General features: G+C 66.7%; 17 protein-coding genes. 9 read left to right on the top strand and 8 right to left on the bottom strand.

Features of this window, described 5'->3' with window-relative positions:
* Positions 1–111 precede the first annotated feature (111 nt).
* Entirely contained in the window at positions 112–2292 is a 2181-nt protein-coding gene (uvrD, locus tag AC1ZV1_RS29660) for a DNA helicase II (RefSeq protein WP_484294867.1), read from the bottom strand.
* Between the two features lie 177 nt (positions 2293–2469).
* Between uvrD and AC1ZV1_RS29655 the strand changes: the two genes are divergently transcribed.
* Positions 2470–5313: an EAL domain-containing protein gene (locus AC1ZV1_RS29655; protein WP_484294866.1), complete on the top strand. Its 2844-nt coding sequence runs from the start codon at positions 2470–2472 to the stop codon at positions 5311–5313.
* 37 nt (positions 5314–5350) lie between these two features.
* Here the strand turns inward: AC1ZV1_RS29655 and AC1ZV1_RS29650 are convergent, their stop codons facing one another.
* Positions 5351–5662, bottom strand: a complete 312-nt coding sequence (locus AC1ZV1_RS29650; protein WP_484294865.1) for a c-type cytochrome — start codon at positions 5660–5662, stop codon at positions 5351–5353.
* A gap of 200 nt (positions 5663–5862) precedes the next feature.
* On the opposite strand from AC1ZV1_RS29650, the gene AC1ZV1_RS29645 reads away from it, so the two are divergent.
* The 6 genes from AC1ZV1_RS29645 (at position 5863) to AC1ZV1_RS29620 (ending at position 11497) form a co-directional block, all read left to right on the top strand.
* Positions 5863–6660, top strand: coding sequence for an AAA family ATPase (locus AC1ZV1_RS29645; protein ID WP_484294864.1), 798 nt, complete (start codon positions 5863–5865; stop codon positions 6658–6660).
* On the top strand, positions 6644–7237 hold the full coding sequence (locus AC1ZV1_RS29640) for a cytochrome c oxidase subunit 3 (RefSeq protein ID WP_484294863.1): 594 nt from the start codon (positions 6644–6646) through the stop codon (positions 7235–7237). Before AC1ZV1_RS29645 ends, AC1ZV1_RS29640 begins: the two co-directional genes overlap by 17 nt.
* A complete protein-coding gene (locus AC1ZV1_RS29635; RefSeq protein WP_484294862.1) occupies positions 7234–7482 on the top strand; it encodes a cytochrome C oxidase subunit IV family protein in 249 nt (82 codons plus the stop codon). Before AC1ZV1_RS29640 ends, AC1ZV1_RS29635 begins: the two co-directional genes overlap by 4 nt.
* A 113-nt stretch (positions 7483–7595) precedes the next feature.
* Complete coding sequence (locus AC1ZV1_RS29630) at positions 7596–8036, top strand: c-type cytochrome (protein ID WP_413350404.1); 441 nt, start codon at positions 7596–7598, stop codon at positions 8034–8036.
* Positions 8036–9463: a cbb3-type cytochrome c oxidase subunit I gene (locus tag AC1ZV1_RS29625; protein WP_484297671.1), complete on the top strand. Its 1428-nt coding sequence runs from the start codon at positions 8036–8038 to the stop codon at positions 9461–9463. The genes AC1ZV1_RS29630 and AC1ZV1_RS29625 overlap by 1 nt, the downstream gene beginning before the upstream one ends.
* Before the next feature lie 186 nt (positions 9464–9649).
* On the top strand, positions 9650–11497 hold the full coding sequence (locus AC1ZV1_RS29620; protein ID WP_484294861.1) for a nitric oxide reductase activation protein NorD: 1848 nt from the start codon (positions 9650–9652) through the stop codon (positions 11495–11497).
* Positions 11498–11642: 145 nt separating this feature from the next.
* On the opposite strand, the gene AC1ZV1_RS29615 is transcribed toward AC1ZV1_RS29620, so the two are convergent.
* From AC1ZV1_RS29615 to nirK, 6 genes are all read right to left on the bottom strand, one after another.
* Positions 11643–11825 (bottom strand): protein DnrP, encoded by a 183-nt coding sequence (locus tag AC1ZV1_RS29615; RefSeq protein ID WP_484294860.1) that lies wholly within the window; start codon positions 11823–11825, stop codon positions 11643–11645.
* Between the two features lie 3 nt (positions 11826–11828).
* On the bottom strand, positions 11829–12512 hold the full coding sequence (locus AC1ZV1_RS29610) for a Crp/Fnr family transcriptional regulator (protein ID WP_484294859.1): 684 nt from the start codon (positions 12510–12512) through the stop codon (positions 11829–11831).
* A gap of 108 nt (positions 12513–12620) precedes the next feature.
* Positions 12621–13292 (bottom strand): iron-sulfur cluster repair protein YtfE, encoded by a 672-nt coding sequence (gene ytfE, locus AC1ZV1_RS29605; RefSeq protein ID WP_484294858.1) that lies wholly within the window; start codon positions 13290–13292, stop codon positions 12621–12623.
* Between the two features lie 111 nt (positions 13293–13403).
* Positions 13404–14132, bottom strand: coding sequence for a Crp/Fnr family transcriptional regulator (locus tag AC1ZV1_RS29600; protein WP_484294857.1), 729 nt, complete (start codon positions 14130–14132; stop codon positions 13404–13406).
* A 66-nt stretch (positions 14133–14198) separates the two neighbouring features.
* Positions 14199–15011 carry an SUMF1/EgtB/PvdO family nonheme iron enzyme gene (locus AC1ZV1_RS29595; protein WP_484294856.1) on the bottom strand — a complete coding sequence of 271 codons (813 nt, stop codon included), beginning with the start codon at positions 15009–15011 and terminating at the stop codon, positions 14199–14201.
* 73 nt (positions 15012–15084) lie between these two features.
* Entirely contained in the window at positions 15085–16107 is a 1023-nt protein-coding gene (nirK, locus tag AC1ZV1_RS29590) for a copper-containing nitrite reductase (protein WP_484297670.1), read from the bottom strand.
* Positions 16108–16479: 372 nt separating this feature from the next.
* On the opposite strand from nirK, the gene AC1ZV1_RS29585 reads away from it, so the two are divergent.
* Both AC1ZV1_RS29585 and AC1ZV1_RS29580 read left to right on the top strand, forming a co-directional pair.
* Positions 16480–18657 (top strand): PA5441 family protein, encoded by a 2178-nt coding sequence (locus tag AC1ZV1_RS29585; RefSeq protein WP_484294855.1) that lies wholly within the window; start codon positions 16480–16482, stop codon positions 18655–18657.
* Between the two features lie 5 nt (positions 18658–18662).
* A complete protein-coding gene (locus AC1ZV1_RS29580) occupies positions 18663–19370 on the top strand; it encodes a DUF3142 domain-containing protein (RefSeq protein ID WP_484294854.1) in 708 nt (235 codons plus the stop codon).
* Positions 19371–19372: the final 2 nt, after the last annotated feature.

The following is a 19372-nucleotide window of genomic DNA, read 5'->3' as shown; positions in this document are numbered from 1 at the left end:
GCCGCTTAATGGTCCGGAGCCTGCCTCTGGGACACAGCAGCGGCGGGCTTCGCCGCGCCGCTGCTTCACCATGGGGGCGCGCCTGCTGGTTGAGTGCGAGCTAAAGAGGGATCAGATCGCTTCCAGCTTCGCATACCCCATCATCAGCCACTTGCTGCCCTCGCTGTCGAAGTTCACCTGCACCCGTGCCTGGGCGCCGGAGCCTTCGAAGTTGAGGATCACGCCGTCGCCGAACAGCGGGTGGCGCACGCTCTGGCCGAGGCTGAACGGGGTGTCCGGCACGCTGGCGCCGCTGAACAGGTTGCCGCTGCGCTGGTTGCCGGACAGCGGCCGGCTCACCGAGTTGGACAGGCGCACTTCCTGGATCAGGCTTGGCGGGATTTCGCGGACGAAGCGCGACACCTTGTTGTAGGTTTCGCTGCCGTACAGGCGGCGGGTTTCCGCGTAGGTCATGACCAGACGGTGCATGGCGCGGGTGATGCCGACGTAGGCCAGGCGGCGCTCTTCCTCGAGACGGCCGGGCTCTTCCAGGCTCATCTTGTGCGGGAACAGGCCTTCTTCCACGCCGGCCAGGAACACCAGCGGGAATTCCAGGCCCTTGGCGCTGTGCAGCGTCATCAACTGCACGCTGTCCTCGAAGGCGTCGGCCTGGGTGTCGCCGGATTCCAGCGCGGTATGGTCAAGGAAGGCCACCAGCGGCGGGGTGTCCTCGTCATCCGGGGTCTCGAAGGCGCGGGCGGCGCTGACCAGTTCTTCCAGGTTTTCCACCCGCGCCTGGCCTTTTTCGCCCTTCTCTTCCTTGTGGTAGGTGATCAGGCCGGACTGCTCGATGACGATCTGGGTCATCTGGTGCAGCGGCATGCCCTCGACCTTCACCGCGAGCAGGTCGACGGTTTCCAGGAAACCGTTGAGCGCGCTGGCGGCGCGGCCGGCCACGGCCTTGGCGGCGATCACGTCGTTGATTGCGCGCCACATCGAGGTGCCATTCAGGCGCGCGGCGTTGCGGATCGCTTCGACGGTCTTCTCGCCGATGCCGCGCGGCGGCACGTTGATCACCCGTTCCAGCGCGGCGTCGTCGTCGCGCAGACGGATCAGGCGCAGGTAGGCCAGGGCGTTCTTGATCTCGGCGCGCTCGAAGAAGCGCTGGCCGCCGTAGATGCGGTAGGGGATCTTCTCGCGCAGCAACGCCTCTTCCAGCACGCGGGACTGGGCGTTGGAGCGGTACAGAATGGCGATTTCGCTGCGCTTCAAGCCGTCCTTGCGCAGGGCGTCTTCGATGGTCTCGACGATATAGCGCGCCTCGTCGTGCTCGTTGAAGCCGGAATACAGGGTGATCGGGTCGCCGTCGACGCCGTCGGTCCACAGTTCCTTCCCCAGGCGCCCGCTGTTGTTGGCGATCAGCGCGTTGGCGGCTTTCAGGATGGTGCCGGTGGAGCGGTAGTTCTGCTCCAGGCGGATGTCCTCGGTGCCGGCGAAGTCATCGCCGAACTGCTGGATATTCTCGATCTTCGCGCCACGCCAACCGTAGATCGACTGGTCGTCGTCGCCCACCACCATCAGGCTCTCGCCGCCTTTGCCGAGGAAGCGCAGCCAGGCGTACTGCACGGCGTTGGTGTCCTGGAACTCGTCCACCAGGATGTGGCGGAAGCGCCGCTGGTAGTGCTCCAGCAGGCTCGGACGGTCGCGCCAGAGGTCCAGCGAGCGCAGCAGCAGCTCGGCGAAGTCGACCACGCCGGCGCGGGCGCAGGCCTCTTCATAGGCCTGGTAGACGCTGACCATGGTCGCCAGGTACAGGTCGCCGCCGGTCTGGATGTTCTGCGGGCGGTTGCCCTCGTCCTTCTGGCCGTTGATGAACCACTGCGCCTGGCGCGGCGGCCAGCGCTGCTCGTCGAGGCCCAGTTCGCGCACCACGCGTTTGACCAGGCGCAGCTGGTCGTCGCTGTCGAGGATCTGGAAGTTTTCCGGCAGTCCGGCTTCCTGCCAGTGCGCGCGCAGCAGGCGGTGCGCCAGGCCGTGGAAGGTGCCGACCCACATGCCGGCCGGGTTGATCCCCAGCAACTGCTCGATCCGCGCGCGCATCTCGGCCGCGGCCTTGTTGGTGAAGGTCACGGCCAGGATGCTGTGCGGCGAGGCGTTCTCGACCTGGATCAGCCAGGCGATACGGTGCACCAGCACGCGGGTCTTGCCGGACCCGGCGCCAGCGAGCACACGCTGGCGCCCCAGCGGCGCGGCCACGGCCTGGCGCTGCGGGTCATTGAGGGAGTTGAGCAGGTAGGAGATGTCATCGTTCATGGGACGGCATTCTACCGACGGGCGGTTTTCCCCGGCAAACCGGGCCGCCGTCCGGCGTCTTCCCGACGAAAGTTGGGAGGGCAGCCGGCCAATTGCCATCTGTGATGCTTGGGTGGGGCAACCTCCTCGGGTATGCTCCGCCGACGCCTAGGCCAGAAACCTACAAGAAAAACGCCTATGACCGCTTATGTAGAGCCTTCGGCGATCCCGGTGAGCCATGCCGAGATCCGCCAGCAGTACGCTCACGAAATTGCCGTCGAACGCACGCGCCTCCTCTATCAGGGCTCGCGGGTGCCGACCCTGCTCATGCTGCTCGATGGGCTGGCCTGTACCGGGTTGCTATGGGACTACGTGCAGCCGGGGCTGCTCGCCGGCTGGCTGATCTGGCTGGTGCTGCTGGCCGTGCTCCGCCTGATCCAGGTCTCCGCCTTCAATGCCGCTTCCGCCGAGCGCCAGGCCAGCCCGCACTGGCAGCGTACCTTCCTGTTCGGCGCTGGCGCCTCGGGCCTGACCCTGGCCTTTGCCGCCATTGCTCTGGTGCCGCCGGATGCCTTCCTCCAGCAATCCCTGGTGTTTGGCCTGATCGCCGCGGCGATTCTGTCCGCCAGCGTTGCCTACGCGGTGAGCCTGCCGGCTTTCCTCACCTTCGCCTTGCCCTGCCTGTTCCCGTCGATTACCTATCTATTGATCAGCGATAACCCGCTGCAGCAAGGCTGGGGCGTGCTTGGGGTGATCCTGCTGGCGGCTTTGCTGGTGGTGGCCTGGCAGATTCACCGGGTGGTCCATGTCGGCCTGCTGCGGCGTTTCCAGGCCCAGGCGCTGGTCGCGCACCTGGAGCGTGCCAAGGCGCAGACCGAGGCGCTGAACCAGGATCTGGAGCGTGAAGTCGAGCAGCGCCGCCGCGCCGAGCGCGAACTCTGCCGTGCGCGCGACGCCCTGCAGGAACGAGTGGAGGCGGGCAGTGCCAAGCTCAGCCATACCGAAGCGCGGCTGGCCCTGGCGCTGGAGGCCAGCGAACTGGGCCTGTGGGATTGGAACCTGCTGACCGACGAAGTGCACCACTCGCACCTGGAAGAAATCTTCGGGATTACCCAGGATGCCGTGAAGAGCGTGCGCAATGACCTGCGCCCGCGCCTGCACCCCGACGACCTGCCATTGCTGCGTCGCGCGCTGGTCGAGCACCTCAAGGGCCGCACCGATGGTTACCGCATCGAATACCGCGTTCGCCATGCCGATGGCCACTGGGTCTGGGTGGAGGACCGCGGCCGGGTGATGGAGCGCGACGGTCGTGGGCAGGTGACGCGGATGGTCGGCACCCGCGCGGATATCTCCACGCGCAAACTGCGCGAGGAAGAGCAGCGTCTGGCGGCCACGGTATTCGAGGCCGCCAGCGAGGGCATCATCATCCTCGACCCGGACTACCGCCTGATCGCCATCAACGAAGCCTTCACCTCGCTCACCGGCTACCGCCGCGACGAGTTGCTCGGGCACAACGTCGCACGACTGATGGGGTCGGCGGAAAGCCTGCGCCGCTATCAGTCGATCCGTACCGAGCTCGAGCGCCAGGGCACCTGGCAGGGCGAGTTGATCGAGACGCGCAAGAATGGCGAGCTCTACCCCCAGTGGCTGCAACTGAACGTGGTGCGCGACGGCCGCGGGCAGGTCGCCCACGTGGTCGGCTTCTTCGCCGACCTCACCGCCCGCCGCGACGCCGAGGAGCGCCTGCGCTACCTGTCGCACTACGACGAACTCACCGGGCTGGCCAATCGCACGCTGTTCAAGGAGCGCCTGCACGAGGCCAGCCAGCGCGCGCGCCAGGAAGGCCGCACGGCGGCGCTGCTGCTGATTGATCTGGACCGCTTCAAGCTGCTCAACGACAGCCTTGGCCATGAAGTCGCCGACCAGCTGCTGCGGCAGATGTCGCGACGCATGACCCAGACCGTGCCCGAGGCCGATACCATCGCCCGCCTGTCTGGCGACGAGTTCGCCGTGCTGATCGACTCCTACGCCAGCCTCGCCGCGCTGGCCCGGCTGTCCAGCCGCCTGCTGGCCAAGCTGCGCACGCCGATGACCGTGGGCGGCCATGAGCTGGTGGTCAGCGCCTCGGTGGGCATCAGCCTGCTGCCGGACAACGCCTGGGAAATCTCCGCGCTGATGAGCCAGGCGAACATGGCCATGCAGCATGCCAAGCACCTGGGCGGCAACACCTTCCAGTTCTTCACCGACAACCTGCAGGCCTGCACTCTGGAGCGCCTGCAGCTGGAAACACGACTGCGCAAGGCCATCGACGAGGGCCAGCTCGATGTGCATTACCAGCCCAAGCTGAACCTCGCCAACGAGCGCCTGGACAGCGCCGAGGCGCTGGTGCGCTGGTGCCATCCGGACATGGGCATGGTGCCGCCCGGCGACTTCATCGGCCTGGCCGAAGAGACCGGGCTGATCGGCGCCATCGGCGAATTCGTCCTGCGCCGCGCCTGCCAGCAGGCTCGCGCCTGGCAGCGGCAGGGACGCGAGCTGCGGGTCTCGGTCAACCTCTCGGTACACCAGTTGCGCACCGGCAACCTGGTCGACCTGGTGCGCGCCGTGCTGGAGGAGACCGGTCTGCCGTCACACCTGCTGGAGCTGGAACTGACCGAAAGCCAACTGCTGGACAACGTCGAGAGCGTCACCGCGACCTTCCGCCAGCTGCGCGAGATGGGCGTGAAGCTGGCGATCGACGACTTCGGCACCGGCTATTCCTCGCTCAGCTACCTGAAGCGCTTCCCGGTGGACTACGTGAAGATCGACCAGACGTTCATTCGCGACCTGTCCGAGCGCGGCGAAGACGCAGCCATCACCCGCGCGATCATCGCCATGGCGCACAGCCTGGAGTTGAAGGTGGTAGCCGAAGGCGTCGAGCACGCCGAGCAATTGCGCTTCCTGCGTGCCCACGGTTGCGATGAGATCCAGGGCTACCTGATCAGCCAGCCGGTGCCGGCGGATGCCTGCCTGGCGCTGCTGGAGAGGAGCGACCGACTCTGAGCGTGCCGGTCGCGTCGAGTGGAGTGGTTCGCGGGGATTACTTCAGGGTGACGATCCACTCGGCGAGCGTCTTGGCCTCGTCCGGGCTGACGGCGTTCGCCGGCATCGGGATCGGACCCCAGACACCCTTGCTGCCGGTCGTGATGCTGTTGCTGATGTGCGTAACGCCGTCGCCCTGCGCCCCGTATTTTGCCGCGACTTCCTTGAAGGCCGGGCCGACCACCGTCTTGTTGACGGCGTGACAGGCCACGCAGGCCTTGGCCTTGAACAGCTCCTCGCCGCTGCTGGCCATCGCGGTGCCTTGTACCAGCAAGCCGCCGAACAGCAGGGCAACCAGGGCTTTGTTCATGAACGTCTCTCCTCACAGGCTGGGCGCTTCGAGGCGCCGGTCGTTTTCGCCGGCTTCCCGCCCGGCTTCTGGGGCGATTCTAGGAGCGGCCCGAGTGGCCTTGGCTTGATGGCAATCAAGAACTCCTCTCGGCGCGCTTGAGGGAGGAGGCCTGGCTGATTAGCGTGCCCGGCGACACTGACTGCAGAGGCCTCCTCGCCATGAACGCCCCCGCCCAGCCCCTCGAGCCGCTCTTCTACCAGCCCTCCGGTAACGAGGTCGCGTTGTTCACCCAGGCCTCCGCGCAGGGCATGCCGGTACTGGTCAAGGGCCCGACCGGTTGCGGCAAGACCCGCTTCGTCCAGCACATGGCGCAACGCCTGAACCTGCCGCTGTACACCGTGGCCTGTCACGACGACCTGTCGGCGGCGGACCTGGTCGGTCGCCACCTGATCGGCAGCGATGGCACCTGGTGGCAAGACGGTCCGCTGACCCGCGCGGTACGCGAGGGCGGCATCTGCTACCTGGACGAGGTGGTGGAAGCGCGCCAGGACACCGTCGTGGTGCTGCACCCACTGGCGGACGATCGGCGCGAACTGTTCATCGAGCGCACCGGCGAATCCCTGGTGGCGCCGCCGGGCTTCATGCTGGTGGTGTCCTACAACCCCGGCTACCAGAACCTGCTCAAGGGCATGAAGCCCAGCACCCGCCAGCGCTTCGTCGCCCTGCGTTTCGACTACCCGACGGCGGACGTCGAAGCCGGCATCATCGCCCGCGAGGCCGGTGCTTCTTCCGAGCTGGCGCAGCGCCTGGCGCAACTGGGCGTGGCCCTGCGCCGCCTGGGGCGCCAGGAGCTGGAGGAAGTCTGCTCGACGCGCCTGCTGGTGCTTACCGCGCGCCTGCTGCAGGCCGGCATGGCGCCGCGCGATGCGTGCCGCGCCGGGCTCGCCGAACCGCTGTCGGACGACGAGGCGACGGTTGCCGCGCTGATGGACCTGGTCGATGTCCATTTCGCCTGAGGCGACGCTCGATGCCCGGCGCCTGCCGGGCGACCTGGCGATGTGGTTCTTCATCCTCGCCGAGCTGACCGTCTTTGCCATCCTCATCATCGTCTTCGCCGTGGCCCAGCATCTGGACGGGGAAGGCTTCCGTGCCGGCCGTGCGCAGCTCGATCTGTCCACCGCCCTGGCGCTGACCCTGACCCTGCTCACCGCCGGCTTCTGCGCGGCGCTGGCGGTGGAGTTGGTGCGCCATGGCCGGCAGCGCCGCGCGGCCGCGCTGCTGGGCGTGGCGGTGCTGCTCGGGCTGGCGCACGTCTTGCTGAAGTCCGGCGAGTACCACCACCTCGCCGTGCGCGGGCTGGACCTGGAATACAGCACCTTCTTCACCCTGTTCTGGCTGATCACCGGCTTCCACTTTCTTCATGTGCTGCTGGGGTTGGTGATCCTCGCCTGGATGACGCTGCGCTGCCTGCGCGGCGCCTACCGCAGCGATAGCCTGGGCGGGCTGGAGTCCGGTGCGTTGTACTGGCACATGGTCGACCTGGTCTGGGTGGTGCTGTTCCCGCTGGTCTACGTGCTGGCGCCCGGCGCATGAAGGCGCTGTTGCTCGCCTGGCTGGCGATGCTGCCGATGTCGGTGGCGTCGGTGTGGCTGGGGCACCGCGCACCCGACCTACTGCTGCCGGTGGCGCTGATCCTCCTGCTCGGACTGGGCAAGGCCTGGCTCATCGCGCTGCGCTTCATGGAGCTCAATCACGGTCCGCGGCTATGGCAGTCGCTGCTGCTTGGCTGGCCGCTGGTGGTCACTGGCGTGATTCTGGTTCTGCACGCAAACCACTGATTTGCCTTTTAAAAAATACCTGACTGAAAGCATTGGTCTTTCTTGATTGTCATCAAGCGAGAGGCACCAGGTCGCTTTTTACAATGCCCCCGACCGTGACCTAGGAGGGCCCCATGTCAGAGACATTCACAAAGGGAATGGCAAGGAACATCTACCTGGGAGGAGGCGTTTTCTTCTTCCTGGTGTTCCTCGCCCTGACCTATCACACCGAAACCACCTTCCCCAAGCGCACCAACCAGAGTGAGCTCACCGAGTCGGTGGTGCGCGGCAAGCTGGTGTGGGAGCAGAACAACTGCGTGGGGTGCCACTCGATCCTCGGCGAAGGCGCCTATTTCGCGCCGGAGCTGGGCAATGTCGCCATCCGCCGTGGCGGTGATGCGGCCTTCGGCTCCTTCCTCGCGGCCTGGATGAAGATGCAGCCGCTGGGCGTCCCCGGCCGCCGGCAGATGCCGCAGTTCCACCTGAGCGACCAGGAGGTCACCGACCTCGCGGCGTTCCTGCTGTGGACATCGAAGATCGACACCAACCAATGGCCGCCGAACAAGGAGGGTTGATCATGAACCCGGGCAATCCCTATCTGAAATTTGCTTCGCAGGCGGTGGCCAAGCCGTACTTCGTGTTCGCCCTGATGCTCTTCGTCGGGCAGATCGTCTTCGGGCTGATCATGGGCGTGCAGTACGTGGTCGGTGACTTCCTGTTCCCGGCGATCCCCTTCAACGTCGCGCGGATGGTGCACACCAACCTGCTGATCGTCTGGCTGTTGTTCGCCTTCATGGGCGCGGCCTACTACCTGATCCCCGAAGAGGCCGACCGCGAGCTGTACAGCCCGAAACTGGCCATCGTGCTGTTCTGGGTATTCGCCATTGCCGGCGTGCTGACCATCCTGGGCTACCTGCTGGTGCCTTACGCGGGCCTGGCGAAGCTGACCCACAACGAGCTGCTGCCGACCATGGGCCGGGAATTCCTCGAGCAGCCGACGATCACCAAGATGGGCATCGTGGTGGTGGCGCTGGGCTTCCTCTTCAACATCGGCATGACCCTGCTCAAGGGCCGCAAGACCGCCGTCAGCGTGGTGATGATGACCGGCCTGGTCGGTCTCGCGGTGTTCTTCCTGTTCTCCTTCTACAACCCGGAAAACCTCGCTCGCGACAAGTACTACTGGTGGTGGGTCGTGCACCTGTGGGTGGAAGGCGTGTGGGAGCTGATCATGGGCGCGATGCTGGCCTTCGTGCTGATCAAGATCACCGGCGTCGACCGTGAGGTCGTGGAGAAGTGGCTGTACGTGATCATCGCCATGGCCCTGATCACCGGCATCATCGGTACGGGTCACCACTTCTTCTGGATCGGCGCACCGCAGGTCTGGCTGTGGCTGGGCTCGATCTTCTCGGCGCTGGAACCGCTGCCGTTCTTCGCCATGGTGCTGTTCGCCTTCAACATGGTGAACCGTCGCCGCCGCGAACACCCGAACAAGGCCGCCGCGCTCTGGGCACTGGGGACCACCGTGACGGCCTTCCTCGGTGCCGGCGTGTGGGGCTTCCTGCACACCCTGGCGCCGGTGAACTACTACACCCACGGTTCGCAGCTCACCGCGGCCCACGGCCACCTGGCCTTCTACGGTGCCTACGCGATGATCGTCATGACCATGATCAGCTACGCCATGCCGCGCCTGCGGGGTATCGGCGAAGCGCCGGACGCCCGGGCGCAGAGCCTGGAGATCTGGGGTTTCTGGCTGATGACCCTCTCCATGCTGCTGATCACCCTGATGCTCACCGCTGCCGGCATCGTCCAGGTCTGGCTGCAACGTATGCCGGCCGATGGCGCCGCCATGCCGTTCATGGCCACGGTCGACCAGTTGAAGATCTTCTTCTGGCTGCGCCTGTACTCCGGTGTCGGCTTCTTCATCGGGCTGATCTGCTACCTGCTGAGCTTCCGCCAGCGCGGCCGCGTGGCCGTTACCTCCGGCGCGGCCCAGGTGAGCTGACCGATACCGTCCAACCGGGCCCGTCCGCTTTGTGGCGGGCCTTTTTGACGTTTACTGAGCCTGTCGGATGACTGCGAGATGACCGGCTGTGCTTTTAGCTCCCTCTCCCTTCAGGGAGAGGGGACTGGGTCGGTGTTCTGTTGGAACGCCGAGCCCTGTTCCTTCTCTCTGCGCTCCGGAGGCGCCATGACCATCCACCTCGAAATCGAAGAAGGCTTCGGCCGCGCCTGGCACCGCTTCATCACCCGCCGCGCCAGCCCGGAGTTCGAAGAGGCGGCGGTGACCCTGGATGACATGCGCCGCAGCCTGCTGCTGCTGTTCCGCGGCACCGGCGGCGAAGCCGGGGTCGGTGTGGAGGCGGCCAGCGCCCGCGAACTGCTGGTGCGCCGCAGCCTGCTGCAGCAAGTGGCCGGCACCTGCCAGCAATTGCCGGTGGCCTGGTTCGACGGTGATTTCCTGCGCCTGCCCGCACAGTTGGCCGTGTTCCCCGACGCCGACCTCAACCGTGAGCTCTATCGCTGGCTGGCGCTGCTGGCCGCGCACAGCCAGCCGATGCGCCACTGGGCGCTGGATAACCAGGCCTGGACCCGCGCCGTGCTGCAGCGCTACCCGTTGCTGCGCCCGCGCTACCGCCGGCTGGTGGAAGCGTTGCTCAGTCTGCGTCCTGATGCGGGTGACCTGCCGCCCGCCGAAGCGGAGCTGGAGCTAGCGCTGCAACGGGCACTGCGTGATCCGGGCAGCGTCGAGCGCCTGCCGCGCAGTGAAAAGGCGCCCTGGCCGGTGCCGCTGTGGCTCTACCCGCCGCAGCGGCTCGCTGCGCCGCAGCATACCGACCTGATCGACGGCGACGAGCAGGGTCGCTCCGCCCACCGCGAGGCCAAGAGCCTGGCACGCAAGTGTGCCGAGCGGGTCGAGCAGGACCCCGGCCGCGGCGGCCTGCTGCTGTTCCGCCTGGAGAACCTGTTCAGCTGGTCCGAGCACATCGAACTGGACCGCGCCGGCGATGACAGCGAGGACCTGGATGCGGCCAAGGTCGCCGATGACCTCAATCACCTGAGTCTGTCGCGGCAACGACAGAAGAAGGGCGGCGGGCTGAAGCTCGACCTCGATCTGCCGGCTGCCGACTTCGATGACGTGCCGCTGGGCGAGGGCATTCGCCTGCCGGAGTGGGACTACCGTCGCCAGCAACTGATCGATGATCACGTCTGCCTGCAGCCGATGCTGCTCCGCGACGCCGTACCGGCGCCGTTGCCCGATGCCCTGGCGCCGATAGCGCGTCGCCTGCGCCGGCAGTTCGAGAGCCTGCGCCAGCAGCCGCAGTGGCTGCGCCGGCAACCCCAGGGCACGGAACTGGATCTGGAAGCCTGGCTGGATTTCAGCGTCGAACGCCGCCTGGGTGCCTGCAGCGAACCGGGCCTGTTCCTGGAGCGCCGGCAGACCCGCCGCGACCTGGCCTGCCTGCTGCTGGCGGACCTGTCGATGTCCACCGATGCGCACATCGACAACGACCACCGGGTGATCGACCTGATCAGCGACAGCCTGCTGCTGTTCGGCGAGGCGTTGCAGGCCGTGGGCGATCGTTTCGCGCTGTATGGCTTCTCCTCGCTGCGCCGCCAGCAGGTGCGCCTGACCCAGCTGAAGACCTTCGACGAGCGCCATAACGACACGGTGCGCGGGCGCATCCGCGCGTTGCGTCCGGGCTACTACACGCGCATGGGCGCGGCGATCCGGCGGGCCACGCAGTTGTTGCTGGAGCGCAAGGAGCGCCAGCGGGTGCTGCTGATCCTCACCGATGGCAAGCCCAATGACCTGGATCTGTATGAGGGACGCTACGGCGTCGAGGACACCCGCCAGGCCGTGCTGGAAGCCCGGCGAGCCGGGCTGGTGCCGTTCTGCATCACCATCGACCGCGAGGCGGCGGACTACCTGCCGCACCTGTTCGGCAGCCAGGGCTACCTGCTGATCAATGACCCGGCGCAACTGCCGGTGCAGTTGCCGCAGCTGTATCGGCAGCTCACTCGTCGCCAGGGGTAATACCGGTAGGAGCGCGCCAGGCGCGCGATCGCGGCCGTGGCCCGCTCCTACAGGATTGAAACCACTTGTCAGCCAAAGGGATCAGGCACGTAGGATGGGTGGAGCTTGCGATACCCATCCTACGAAGATCAGTCGGGTGCAGGGCTCAACGTGGCAACCAGACCATCATCACTGCGCAGAACACCGCGAGGATGACGCAGTACCCGGCAAAGCGCCGCAGTCGGCGCTCCTTCGCCCGCTCCTGGTCCACCGGCAGGGGCATCCCGCACTGCGGGCAATCCGCAGCGTCCTCGGGACTTTCGTGCTGGCAGTACAGGCACTGGCGCATGGCTTACTCGAACTGTTCCAGGCGCCCGACATCGAGCACCTGCACGGTGCGGCCGTTGAGGTCGATGATCTTCTCGTCGATCAGCCGCCGCAGCACTCGGGAGAAGGTCTCCGGCTGGATCGACAGGTGCCCGGCCACCAGTTGCTTGGCCATCGGCAGCTCGAAGCGATGGTCGTCGCCGCCCTGACGGTTGAGCTGGGTGATCAGGTAGCGCACCACGCGGTGGGTGGAGTTCTTCAGCGACAACGTCTCGATCTCGTTGATCCGCCGGTGCAGGCGCACGCAGAGGGTGGCGAGCAGCGAGAAGGGCAGCTGCGGGTTGCTGTGCAGCAGCTCCATGTAGGTGCGGTTGGCGAAGCGATAGACCTGCGTGGGCTCCAACGCCTGGGCCGAGGCCACATAGTCGGAGGTGTCCATCAGCATCATGGCTTCGGCGAAGGTCTGCCGGCTGCCGACGACTTCCAGCACCTTCTCCTGGCCCTCCGGCGTCAGGCGGTAGATCTTCACCGCGCCGGAAATCACGAAATAAAAGGCGTGGGCCGGCTCGCCCTGGAGGAACAGCTTGTCGCCCTTTTCCAGGTTGAGCAGCGTACTGGTGGCAAGCAGCTGCTCCAGCTGTGCTTCGTTGAGCACGTTGAACAGGTGGTGGCCGCACAGAATCTGGTGGTGGACGCGATGCGCGAGCATGGCGGAGCGCTCCTGGGCGGGGACAATCCCGCCAGTATGCGCGATGCCGTTCGGCAGCGAGGTGAGACAAGCTGTCACTGGTCGCCCTCCTGGCTCCCGGTCCGGCACTCAGGCCGGGTGATTGGCACCCAGGAACAGCAGGTTGTTCTCCAGGTGAATGTGCTGCATCAGGTCGCGGCGCAGTTCTTCCAGGCCGCTGTAGAGGCGGCGCCAGCTGTTGCAGCCATCCGCCGGGACGGTGAGGTCGTCGGTCAGGTCGGCCAGCACGGCGAGGGATTGCGAGTGTTCGTCGTGCTCATGACGCATCACGCCGATCGGTCCCTGCACGTGGGTCAGCGGAATGCCCTGGCGCAGCCAGGGGAACAGCACGCTTTCTTCCTTGCACATGTGCCACTCCAGTTCTTCCTGGATTTTCTTCAGGTGCGCGGTCAGCCCGGCGGGGCATTGCGGGTGCGCGGCGTGGGTCTTCTCCACGCGCTCGGCCAGTGGGATCAGTGCGGGCAGTTGTTCGCGGTGAACCCGGTGGTAGCGATCGAGGATGTGGTCGATCAGTTGGTCGTTGCTGGTCAGGCGCCAGTCGGTCTGGTCGTTGGTGGTCGGCAGCGCCTGCAGTTCGGCGGCGATGCGCTGGGCGTCCAGGCCCTGCTCGCTGGCGGCCTCGCGCAGGCTACGCTGGCCGGCGCAGCAGAAGTCGAGCTGGTAGTCGTGGAACAGCGCTGAGCTGCCGGGCAGGCTGAAGGCCAGGTCGCTCAGGGTACGTTCGGTGAGGGTGTCGGTCATGGCGGGCCTCGGGTGGAGTGGGGCACGGCGGCCGCAGTCGTCGTGGCAGTCAATCTTGGGACGGTGGCGGCCAGTCTAGGGAAGGCTGTGCGCCGCGCTCCTTGATTGCAGTCAAGCGGGCTCGAGCGTCGCTTCCCGCTCGTCGCCGCCGGCGACTCGCATCAGTTGCTGCGGGTTGCACACCAGCAGTTTCTGCCGTCCCCCGATCACGAGGCCGCGGTCTTCCCAGGCGCTGAGGATGCGCGAGACGGTGTGCAGGGTGGTGCCGGTCATCTCGGCAATGTCCTGGCGGGTGACCGGGAAATCGATGCGGATGCCTTCCGCCTCCGGTCGCCCGGACTGCTGCACCAGGCGCAGCACGGCATGGGCGACGCGGCGCTCGACTTCCTCGGTGGCCAGCTCGCAGAAGCGCACGTGTGCTTCCTGCAGGCGCACGCCGATGGCCTGCACGGTGTTCAGAGCGAAGCCGGGATGGCGGGCGAGCAGCGGTTCCCACTGCGAGGTGGGCCAGGACAGCACCAGGCTTTCCTGGCTGGCGGTGGCGGTCGCGGGGTAGTCGCAGCGGCCAAGGGCTCGGACGAAGCCGAACAGGTCGCCCGGGTTGACCACGCGAACCAGCACGCGCTGGCCGTCGCCGGTGAGCTGGGTGGCTTTCAGGCGGCCGTGCACCAGCAGGTAGAAACTGCTCGCCGGCGCACCCTGCTCGAACACGGCCACGCCGCTGTTCAGGCGCAGGATGCTGGCCTGGCGGAGGATATCGTCCTGTTCCTCGCGGCTGCTGTTGGCAAAGGGCGGCAAGCGGCCCAGCCAGGCGCGGTTGAGGGAGAGATTGGCGGTCACGTCAATGATTCCCGTAGGTTCCGCCGCAGCATAACGGTTATGTGCCGCGGCGAAACTTGAGGGGAATCAAGGGATGTCCCTGACCAGACGGAAGCCGAGGTTGTCCGGCGGCTGCCCGGCGCTGCAGCCGCCGCCGCGGGCATCGCGGACGAAATCGTTGATCGCTGCGCGGTGGCGTCCTTCGGCGATGCGGATCGAGCAGTACTCCGCGCGTTGAGTCTGCCTGCCCTGGGCGTCGAGATTGACCCGTTGGTGGCAGCTCTGGGTCCATTCCCAGACATTGCCGCCGAGGTCGGCCACGCCGTATTCGTTCAGCCCGTGGTGGCCGCGCGCCTGGGGCTGTGCCGAGGCGCTGGTGCGGGTTTCCGCTTCCAGGCGGTAGCGCGCCAGCCAGCGGCGGGCGGGGTTGCTGCCATCGTCGTCGTCGATGCGCAGGGCATCGTCGGCCCAGCGCGAGCCGGCGAAGAAGGCCCACTCGCGGTCGGTCGGTAGCCGCCATCGCTGGCCAGTGCGTCTGGACAGCCAGTCGGCGTAGAGCTGAGCGTCCAGCAGGCTGGCGCCGGTCACCGGCAGGTCCTCGCGCGGAGCGCTGTTGTCCAGTGCCAGGCAATCGCCCTCGGCGACGCAACGGGCATATTCGCCCTGGCTGACCTGGAATTTCATGACGGCGAAGGCCGGCGCGAGGTGCTCACGCCGGGAGGGTGGATCCACCGCCTGCTTTTCCAGCCAGTAGTCGCCGGCCGGGCGGAAGTCGAAGTCCCGCGGCTTGAGGGTCACGGTTTGCGGCGCGAGTTCCGGTTCGTAGTGTGGCCGCAGCAGGAGGAAGGTCCCGCCCAGCAGCAGCGCGACGGGGACGCCGATCAGGAAGGTCTTGCGCATGGTCTGCCCAGTCAGTCGGTCGCCGGTAGCGTGTATCGGGAAAGGGCCGGCCCCGCTGGGCCGGCCGTGGGCCTTACTTGATGGCAGCCGGTGGCTGGACCTGGCTCATCAGGTCGGAGTTCCACTTGCCCTCGACCTGGATGTGCGCCGCGGCGCCCAGCAGGACAGCCTCGATGAGGTTGTGGTTGAGGTAGGTGTACAGGCCCGGTTGCAGGAAGGTGTACAGCGCCGCACCCGCCGCCCCGCCCGGGATGAACCAGGTTTCCAGGTCCTCCTCCGGCGGGTTCTTGAACTTGCCGGTGGCCCAGACATGGTCGCCGTGGCCGCCGATCAGGTGCGGACGGGTATCGCGGTTGGCCTGGGAGTGGATCAGCAGCACGGTCTCGCCGACGCTGGCGGTGAGGGCGTTCTTGCCGGTCAGGGCGCCGACCTTGCCGTTGAACACGATGTGGCTGGGAATCAGCCCCTTCATGACTTCCTGCATGTCGTTGTAGCTTTCCATCGGCGTGCCATAGCGCTTGAACTTGCCGTCCTTGTCGCGCGGGACGTAGTAGTCCTGTTCGCCGATGTAATACGCCTTGTCGTACTTCAGTGCCTTGCCTTCGCGGTCCTTCAGGCCGTCACGCGGCAGCACCATGATTGCGCCGTTCATGCCTGAGACCACGTGCCACGGGATCATCGCGCCGCCCGGGGCGCAGTGGTAGACGAACACGCCGGGGCGGGTCGCACGGAAGCGCAGCTTCACTTCCTCGCCGGGCTGGATGAGGGTCAGCGCACCGCCACCCAGGGCGCCGGTGGAGGCATGGAAGTCGATGTTGTGGGTCAGGGTGTTGGTCGCCGGGTTGACCAGGGTGAGTTCCAGGTAGTCGTCCTGGTGCACCACCATCATCGGCCCGGGTACGGAGCCGTTGAAGGTCATGGCGTGGATCTCGGTGCCGTCGTCGTCGATGACCAGCGTCTTCTCCTGAATCACCATGCGGAACTGGACGACCTTGGGCTTGCCCCTGGCGCGCTGTTCGTGAGCATGGACGAAGGGTGGCGTGACCAGCTCGACCTGGACGTGTTCCAGCTTCGAGAGGTCCGCGGCCGGACCCATGTTCTTCGGCGCTGCTTCCCCGTCAGCCACTGCCTTGCCGCTGGCCAGCATGGTCCCGGTAACGCCCAGGACCACGGCGCCGGCCAGCAGAGTGCGGCGGGAAAGCGAAATCTCTTCCTGATCAAGCATGGGTAACTCTCCGTAATCGACGAACTGTCGTTAGGTGAAGAAATACCCGGTCGGCAGATTCCTTCTTTGAGCCGGAACAAAGAAGAAACCAGCTGGACAATGTGTCGCAGGCTCCGTTATGCGGTAGATCGCGTTTACAGTCTTGTCCCCATGCAGACGGGCAAGACCGGTCGTGGCGAGGTAAGATTCTTCCTGCTCTGATTTCCGGCCCGGTGAGCGGGCTCCAACGGACAAGGATCATTCATGCGTCTGTACGGACTGACCCTGCTGGCCCTGATCACTGGCTGCCTAGGCGTGCAGGAAGCGCGCGCGAGCAGCGACGACTCCTGCTACCCGAGCTGGAACCTCAAGCGCGACTCGCTGGACGTGTGCAACAGCCTGCCGTTCCTGAGCCCGGGCAACGACAGCCGGGTCAACCTGCAGCTGCTGCTGGCCGACGCCGGCCGGGCGAGCATCCCCAACCGTGCGCTGACCGACGACGAGCAACAGCTGGGCTACGGCCAGGTGCCGTTCCCGCTGGCGCGCTGGCTCGACGGCGCCGCACCCGGTGATTCGAGCGACAGCGCCAGTGCTGCCAGCACTGCGCCGCTGGCCGATCTTGCCGCGCGCATCGGCTTGCCGGCGGATGCCGTGCAGTCCTCCGCCGACAGCTTCGCCAGCGGCGAAGGCAGCCGCTGCCGCAGCAACAACGCGGTCACCGCCCAGGACTTCCTCAGCCAACTGTTGCTGGCCGACAGCCTTACCGCTGGCGAGCGCCAGGGCCTGGCCCGTGCGCGCCTGACCCTGCTGGGCGCCTGCCAGTGGGACGAGACCCAGCTCAGCGTGCTGCTGCCCAATGACCTGCAGAGTGCCCCGGCCAAGGCCTATCGCACCTACCTCAAGGGCGCTGCGGACTTCTACAGCGGTCGCTTCGCCGAGGCGCTGAAATCCTTCCGCGCCCTGCAGGACAGCGACCAGGCCTGGCTGAAGGAAGCCTCGCGCTACATGGTTGCCCGCGGCCTGCTCAACCAGGCGCAGCAGAACGCCTTCGATGAAATGGGCTACCCGGACCTGCGCAAGGTCGACAAGAAGATCCTCGCCCAGGCCGAAACCGCGCTGGGCGATTACCTCAAGGCGTATCCCCAGGGCCAGTACAGCGCTTCGGCCAAGGGGCTGACACGCCGCGTCTATTGGCTGATGAGCGACGAAGCCCGGTTGGCCGGCGAGTATGCCGAGCTGTTCGGCCGCGACGATGCCGACGATCTTGCCCAACTGGTGCAGGAAGTGGACAACAAGCTGCTGGTCACCGCCCATCCGGCGGACGTGCGCGACGCGCGCCTGCTGGCCGTGCTCGACCTGATGCAGATGCGCCACCACGACGCCAACGAGCCCCGTGCCCTGGACGCCGCCGGCCTGGCAGCGCAGAAGGACCTCTTCGCGAAGTACCCCGGCCTGCACGACTACCTGACGGCGGCCTACCTGCTGTACGTCGAGGAAAACCCCACCGAGGCGCTGAAGTCCCTGCCCGATGACGTGCCGGCCAAGCTCGACTACCTGGCTTTCAGCCAGCAGACCCTGCGTGGCTTCGCCCTGGAGGCCGGCAACGACTGGATCGGCGCCGAGAAGCTCTGGCTGCGCCTGTTGCCGCTCGCCGAGCAGCCGCTGCAGCGCGAGCAGCTGGAGCTGGCGCTGGCCTTCAACTACGAACGCAGCGACCGCCTGGTGAAGGTCTTCGCCGAAGGCTCGCCGGTACACACGCCGATCATCCGCGAGATCCTCCTGCGCCACGTCGCCGGTCCCGACCTGCTCCGCCAGCAGGCGAAATCCACCAGCATCTCGGTGGAGGAGCGCGACACCGCGCTGTTCGCCCTGCTCTACAAGGACCTGCTGCACGGCCAGTACCAGGCCTACATCGACGACCTCGCCTTGCTGCCCACCGACGGCAGCGGCAAGCCGCTGGGCGCGAGCATCGGCTACCTCTACGGCAGCATGCCGCTGTCGCTGTTCCAGTGGCCGGGCGGCAAGAACGACACCGGCTACGAATGCCCGGCCATCGTCGACGTCGCCCGCGATCTGCTGCAGGACCCGCAGCCGCCCAAGGCGCTGAACTGCCTGGGCGAGTTCATCCTGCGCAACGGCCTGGATGGCTTCCCGCTGGACACCCAGCCCAGCGAACGTGAGCTCGGCGGCGGCGAGTCGCTGTTCCCCGGCACGCCCTACTCGCGGATGGACGGCTACCTCAAGGTCATCGCCGACAAGCAGGCCGTGGAAGAAGACCGCGCCTACGCGCTGTTCCGCGCCATCAACTGCTATGCGCCCAGCGGTTTCAACGGCTGTGGCAGCCAGGACATCTCCCCGGCGCAGCGCAAGCAGTGGTTCCGTACCCTCAAGGGCCAGTACTCCGCCACGCCCTGGGCAAAGTCCCTGAAGTACTACTGGTAAGCCCCGTGCGGCGCGCCGTGGCACTGGTGCTGGCGCTGCTCGCGGGCAACGCCTCGGCAGCCGGGGTGGACGCGGCCGAGCACGATGCCTTCTGGCTCTGGAGCGGCGTCGCCGCGCAGCCGGTACTGGCCCAGGCGCGCACCCTGTACGTGCTGCAAGGGCAGGTCAGCGCGCCGCGCCACAGGGATGGCCGCGCCCGCCTGATCGCCCAGGGCATCGCCATCCCGCGGCTGAAGCAGGGCGAGGTCTGGGTGGTCTACCGTGCCCACACCCTGCGCTGGAACGAGGACATCTACCGCACCCTGCTGTCCCAGCTGCGCCGCTGGCGCGCCGCCGGCAATCCGGTGGTGGGCGTGCAGATCGACTTCGACGCGCGCACGCGCTACCTGAACGAGTACGTCGACTTTCTCCAGGACCTGCGCACGCGCCTGCCCGACGGTTGCAGGCTGAGCATCACCGGGCTGATGGACTGGGGCAGCAACGCCGCGCCGGAGACCATCAACCGTCTGGCCGGCGTGGTGGACGAAGTGGTGGTACAGACCTACCAGGGTCGCCACACCATCCCCAACTATCAGGCCTACCTGCCACGCGTGGCGCGGCTGCAGCTACCGTTCCGCATCGGACTGGCGCAGTACGGCGAATGGCAGGCCCCCGGCTATCTGGCGAAGAGCCGGTGGTTCAGGGGATATGTGGTATTCCTGCAGAATCCATGATC

This window comes from Pseudomonas sp. BB438, assembly GCF_057180225.1.
This window is presented reverse-complemented; position numbering and strand designations above follow the sequence as displayed.

Bases quoted from the DNA above. Each gene is read 5' to 3' on its own strand.
- nirK (WP_484297670.1), bottom strand. From the start codon at position 16,107: ATGGGTCCGGCCGCGGACCTCTCGAAGCTGGAACACGTCCAGGTCGAG.
- ytfE (WP_484294858.1), bottom strand. From the start codon at position 13,292: ATGACCGACACCCTCACCGAACGTACCCTGAGCGACCTGGCCTTCAGC.
- AC1ZV1_RS29595 (WP_484294856.1), bottom strand. From the start codon at position 15,011: ATGCGCAAGACCTTCCTGATCGGCGTCCCCGTCGCGCTGCTGCTGGGC.
- AC1ZV1_RS29620 (WP_484294861.1), top strand. From the start codon at position 9,650: ATGACCATCCACCTCGAAATCGAAGAAGGCTTCGGCCGCGCCTGGCAC.
- AC1ZV1_RS29640 (WP_484294863.1), top strand. From the start codon at position 6,644: ATGTCCATTTCGCCTGAGGCGACGCTCGATGCCCGGCGCCTGCCGGGC.
- AC1ZV1_RS29635 (WP_484294862.1), top strand. From the start codon at position 7,234: ATGAAGGCGCTGTTGCTCGCCTGGCTGGCGATGCTGCCGATGTCGGTG.
- AC1ZV1_RS29650 (WP_484294865.1), bottom strand. From the start codon at position 5,662: ATGAACAAAGCCCTGGTTGCCCTGCTGTTCGGCGGCTTGCTGGTACAA.
- AC1ZV1_RS29615 (WP_484294860.1), bottom strand. From the start codon at position 11,825: ATGCGCCAGTGCCTGTACTGCCAGCACGAAAGTCCCGAGGACGCTGCG.
- AC1ZV1_RS29630 (WP_413350404.1), top strand. From the start codon at position 7,596: ATGTCAGAGACATTCACAAAGGGAATGGCAAGGAACATCTACCTGGGA.
- AC1ZV1_RS29655 (WP_484294866.1), top strand. From the start codon at position 2,470: ATGACCGCTTATGTAGAGCCTTCGGCGATCCCGGTGAGCCATGCCGAG.
- AC1ZV1_RS29610 (WP_484294859.1), bottom strand. From the start codon at position 12,512: ATGCTCGCGCATCGCGTCCACCACCAGATTCTGTGCGGCCACCACCTG.
- uvrD (WP_484294867.1), bottom strand. From the start codon at position 2,292: ATGAACGATGACATCTCCTACCTGCTCAACTCCCTCAATGACCCGCAG.
- AC1ZV1_RS29585 (WP_484294855.1), top strand. From the start codon at position 16,480: ATGCGTCTGTACGGACTGACCCTGCTGGCCCTGATCACTGGCTGCCTA.
- AC1ZV1_RS29645 (WP_484294864.1), top strand. From the start codon at position 5,863: ATGAACGCCCCCGCCCAGCCCCTCGAGCCGCTCTTCTACCAGCCCTCC.